The 4,768-nt window shown below is 75.2% G+C and carries 3 protein-coding genes; 1 reads left to right on the forward strand and 2 read right to left on the reverse strand.

The window, feature by feature from the left end; all coding sequences use genetic code 11:
* Positions 1-217: 217 nt before the first annotated feature.
* On the forward strand, positions 218-2,080 hold the full coding sequence (locus tag FNQ90_RS12920) for an AMP-dependent synthetase/ligase (RefSeq protein WP_407699358.1): 1,863 nt from the start codon (positions 218-220) through the stop codon (positions 2,078-2,080).
* 87 nt (positions 2,081-2,167) lie between these two features.
* Here FNQ90_RS12920 and FNQ90_RS12925 read toward each other — a convergent pair whose 3' ends face one another.
* Complete coding sequence (locus FNQ90_RS12925; RefSeq protein WP_182606514.1) at positions 2,168-3,319, reverse strand: glycosyltransferase family 4 protein; 1,152 nt, start codon at positions 3,317-3,319, stop codon at positions 2,168-2,170.
* Between the two features lie 49 nt (positions 3,320-3,368).
* Positions 3,369-4,469 carry a C40 family peptidase gene (locus FNQ90_RS12930; RefSeq protein WP_182606515.1) on the reverse strand — a complete coding sequence of 367 codons (1,101 nt, stop codon included), beginning with the start codon at positions 4,467-4,469 and terminating at the stop codon, positions 3,369-3,371.
* Positions 4,470-4,768: the final 299 nt, after the last annotated feature.

Genomic DNA, 4,768 nt, shown 5'->3' on the forward strand with positions numbered 1-4,768 from the left:
GAGGGGAGCGGCCCGGGAGGCCGACCTCCCGCCCCGGGTTAGGGTGCGCGGGGGATCCGGGATGTGACACGGGGAACATTCGGACGAATCCCCTGGCATCGCGGACGTACCGATGGGTAACGTCCAGGCGGCCCGCGGGATCCGCGGGCCCCGACCAGTACCGCAGCCAACGAGGGCCGGACCGTGACGGCCCCTTCGGCGTGTCCGAGGAGCGTTCGTGCCCGAGTCCCCCGAACCCCGCGAGTTCAGTGGCCCCGCCCTCCGGGGGGCACCGGACGGGAACGGCCTGCCGGGTCTGATCGACGCCAACGCCGCCCGCCGGCCCGACGAAGCCGTGGTCGCCCGCAAGCGGGACGGGGTCTGGGAGGACGTCACGGCCTCCGCCTTCCGCTCCGAGGTCCGCGCCGTGACCAAGGGGCTGATCGCCTCCGGGATCCGCCCCGGCGACCGGGTGGCCGTGATGTCGCGGACCCGGTACGAGTGGACCCTGCTGGACTTCGCCCTCTGGTACGCGGGCGCCGTGTCCGTCCCCATCTACGAGACCAGCTCGGCCGAGCAGACCGCCTGGATCCTCGCCGACTCCGGAGCCGTCGGCGTCGTCACCGAGAACGCCGAGCGCCGCGCGCTGGTGGAATCCGTGCGCGACCGCCTGCCCGACCTCCGGCGGCACTGGACCCTGGACCCCGGCGCGGGGAACGGCGGGGCATCCGGCGCCGGTGGGGAAACGGCCGAACCCCCGGCCATCGAGGCACTGGTCCGGGCGGGCGAGGACGTCGGGGAGGCCGCCCCGGACCGCGCCCTGGAGACCGTCGGTCCCGACACCCCCGCCACCATCATCTACACCTCGGGCACCACCGGGCGCCCCAAGGGCTGTGTGCTGACCCACGGGGCCTTCCTCGCCGACGCCCGGGGCGTGGTCCAGGTCCTCGGCCCGCTGTTCCGCACCGGCGAGAGCTCGGTGTTGCTCTTCCTCCCGCTGGCCCACGTCTTCGCCCGCCTCGTGCAGGTGGTGGCGGTGCTCGCGCCGATCAAGCTCGGCCACGCCCCCGACGTGAAGACCCTCACCGACGAGTTGGCCTCCTTCCGACCCACCATCGTGCTGGGGGTGCCCCGGGTCTTCGAGAAGGTCTACAACTCCGCCCGGGCGAAGGCCCGGGAGGCCGGGAAGGGGCGGATCTTCGACGCCGCCGCCGCGACCGCCATCGCCCACAGCCGGGCCCGGGACACCGCCGCGGGCCCCGGGTGGGGCCTGCGGCTGCGGCACGCCCTCTTCGACCGCCTGGTGTACCGCAAACTGCGGGCGGTGCTGGGCGGTCGGGCGACCCACGCCATCTCCGGCGGCGCCGCCCTCGGCGAACGGCTGGGGCACTTCTACCGGGGCATCGGGTTCACCGTCCTGGAGGGGTACGGGCTGACCGAGACCTGCGCGCCGACCGCGGTCAACCCCTTCGACGCCCCCCGGATCGGCACCGTCGGCCGACCGCTGCCCGGGACCTCGGTACGGATCGCCGAGGACGGCGAGGTGCTGCTGCGCGGCCCGCACCTGTTCCGCGGCTACTGGAACAACGAGGCCGCCACCGCCGAGGCGATGACCGGGGACTGGTACCGCACCGGCGACCTCGGCAGGCTGGACGCCGACGGCTACCTGCGCCTGACCGGCCGCAAGAAGGAGATCCTGGTGACCGCGGGCGGCAAGAACGTCGCCCCGGCCGTCATCGAGGACGGCATCCGGTCCCACCCCCTGGTGGCCGAGTGCATGGTGGTGGGCGACGGACGCCCGTTCGTGGCCGCGCTGATCACCGTGGACGACGAGTTCCTGCCCCGCTGGGCCGCCGAACAGGGTCTGGGCGGGCTGTCCCCCGCCGAGCTCCTGGAGCACCCCGCGCTGCGGGCCGAGCTCCGGACGGCCGTCGACCGGGGCAACGCCGCGGTCTCCCGGGCGGAGTCGGTGCGCGCGTTCCACGTCCTGGACCACCGGTTCTCCGAGGAGTCCGGCCATCTGACCCCTTCGATGAAGCTCAAGCGGCACGTGGTGGCGCGGGACTTCGCCACCGAGATCGACGCCCTGTACACCTCCTGAGCCCCCGGAGCGGCCCCCTCACTGGCGGGCCGCGACCGGACTCCCGGGGGCCTTCGGCGGCGAACCGCCCCGGAGGCCCGGACGGGCTCACAACAGGTCGCGCAACCGCTCCGCGATCAGGTCCCAGCGCCAGCGCTCCTCGACCCAGGCCCGGCCCCGCTCCCCCGTGCGACGGCGCAGTTCGGGGTCGTCCAGGAGCGCCACCACGCGTTCGGCCGTGCGCTCCGCGGCGTCCGGGACACCCGCCCGCACGATCCACCCCGTCTCGCCGTCCAGTACCGCGTCCGGGGCCCCGCCGGAGTCGCCGGAGACCACGGGCAGACCGGTGGCCGAGGCCTCCAGGTAGACGATGCCCAGGCCCTCGACGTCCAGCCCGCCGCGGCGCGTGCGGCAGGGCATCGCGAAGACGTCCCCCACCCCGTGGTGGGCCGGCAGTCGCGCGGCCGGTACGGCCCCGGTGAACCGGACCGCGGCGGTGACCCCGTGGCGTTCCGCCAGCCGCTCCAGGTCGTTCCGGTAGGGTCCGTCGCCCACGATCAACAACACCGTGTCCGGATGACTTTGCAGGATCCGGGGCATCGCCCGGATGAGGGTGTCCTGTCCCTTGCGGGGCACCAGACGGGAGACGCAGACGACCACCGGCCGGTCGGTCAGCCCCAATTCCGCGCGCAGCCCGGCCCCGCCCGATCCCGGGTGGAAGAGCTTCTCGTCCACCCCCGGTGGGAGTTGCGTCATCCGGGCGGCCGCCGCCGGGGAGAGCGCCCGGGCGATCCGGGAGCGGGTGTACTCCCCCAGGTACGTCATCGTGTCGGTGGAGTCCCCTATGCGGCGCAGCAGGGTGCGGGCTCCCGGCAGTTGGGCCCAGCCCGCCTCGTGGCCGTGCGTGGTGGCCACCAGCCGTCGGGCGCCGGCCCGCCGCAGGGCGGGTGCCATCAGTCCCAGCGGGGCGGCGGCCCCGAACCACACCGAGGTGCAGTCGTGTTCGCGCAGCAGCGAGCACGCCCGACGGGTGGCCCGGGGGGTGGGCAGCAGCATCACGGCCCGGTCGCGCACCACGGGGAAGGGTTGCTCCGCGTCGAAGGCGGCGCAGGCGGCACGCCCCTCGGCGTCCCGCTTCCAGGTGGATGTGTAGACCACCACCCGCTCCGGGTCCAGCCGCAGCGCCAGGCTGTGCAGGAAGGACTGGATGCCGCCGGGGCGGGGCGGGAAGTCATTGGTGACGATCAGGGTCCTGTGCATCGCCGCCGAGCCTATCCGCCCCGCCGTTTCGTCGGGCCCCCGGCCGGGTTCAGGGGCGCACGACGGCGGAGATCGGCATCATGCCGAGCGGGTCCTCGCGCACGTTCGCACCGGGATAGGGGGCGTGGACCACCCGCCCGGCGCCGACGTACAGGCCGACGTGCCCGGCGTCCGGGCGGTAGACCACCACGTCGCCGGGTTGGATGTGCGCGAGGTCCACCCGCCGCCCGGCGCCGGCCTGGGCCTGTGAGGTGCGCGGCAGCGAGGCGCCCGCCCGGGCCCAGGCCCACTGGGTGAGGCCGGAGCAGTCGAAGCCGTGCGGTCCGTTGGCGCCCCACACGTACGGTCGACCCACCGCGTTCCGGGCCGCGGCCACCGCGGCGGCGGCACGACCGCTCACCGGTCCGTCCGCGCCCTCCGCGGGGGCGGCGGGATCCTCGCGCTCCCCCGACCGCGAGGCGCGCTCCCGGGTCTCCTCCTCGGCGGTCAGTCGCTCCAGCCGTTCCCGGGCGCCCGCGAGTTTTCGTCGGACCTCCTGCTTGCGGCGGGCGAGTTCGGCCCGTCGTTCCTCGAGTTCCTCCACCGCCTCGACGGTTTCCTCGCGTCGCTGCTCCATGCCGCGCAACAGGCGGCGCAGTTCCCGCAGCTCCTCCGTCCGACGGCCGGAGAGGCGTTCCCACACCGCCGCCCCGGTGAGATAGGCGTCGGGGTCCGGGGACAGCAGGAGGGCCAGCGAGGGATCCATCCCGCCCGAGCGGTACTGCGCCCCCGCGATGCCGCCGAGGGCCTCCCGCTTGCGGTTGACGCGCTCCCGGTCGCGGGCGAGGCGGTCGCGCAGCCGCTCCACCTCCGTGGTCAGCTCCCCGACCCGTTCGGAGACCCGGTTGTACTCCTCCACCGCCCGCCCCGCCTCGATCACCGTGTCGTCCAGCAGGGCACGGGCGGTGGCGGAGTCACCGGGCGGGGGCTCGGCTCCCTCGGCGCCGTCCCCCGGGGTCCCCGTTCCCGGTGCGGCCGCCACGGGCGCGGAACCGAGCACGGCCAGGGCCCCCGTGGTCGCGGAGAGGGCCGCGGAGAGGGCCACGGCGCGTCCCCACCGGGAGGGCGCGAGCCGGCCCCGGACGGACGCCGGCCGTCGATGCGATGCCACTGCGGAACGCTCTCCCTCGGGCGGGGACCCACCGACGGGCCCCGGGGGCAGCAGAATCTAGCGGAGGACCGGGGGCGCTCCTCCTGCCGGGTTCCGCCCGGCCCCGACGGGCGGGGTTCGCCGGAAGACGGGGAAGGAGCGGGAAAACCGCTGTTCACGCGAGTTCCGCCGAAGAACGGGAGACTCGCTCACCGCTCGGGGGGCCGGCGTCGGGAATCACCCGCACGGAGGATGCCGGACGGGGCGTGTCGGACAGCGCCCCGCCCCCGTGACCGGGGGTCACGGGGGCGGGGCGGGGT

It is taken from the genome of Streptomyces alkaliphilus, assembly GCF_014141535.1.
Lineage (GTDB): Bacteria > Actinomycetota > Actinomycetes > Streptomycetales > Streptomycetaceae > Streptomyces > Streptomyces alkaliphilus.

Bases quoted from the DNA above. Each gene is read 5' to 3' on its own strand.
- FNQ90_RS12925 (WP_182606514.1), bottom strand. From the start codon at position 3,319: ATGCACAGGACCCTGATCGTCACCAATGACTTCCCGCCCCGCCCCGGC.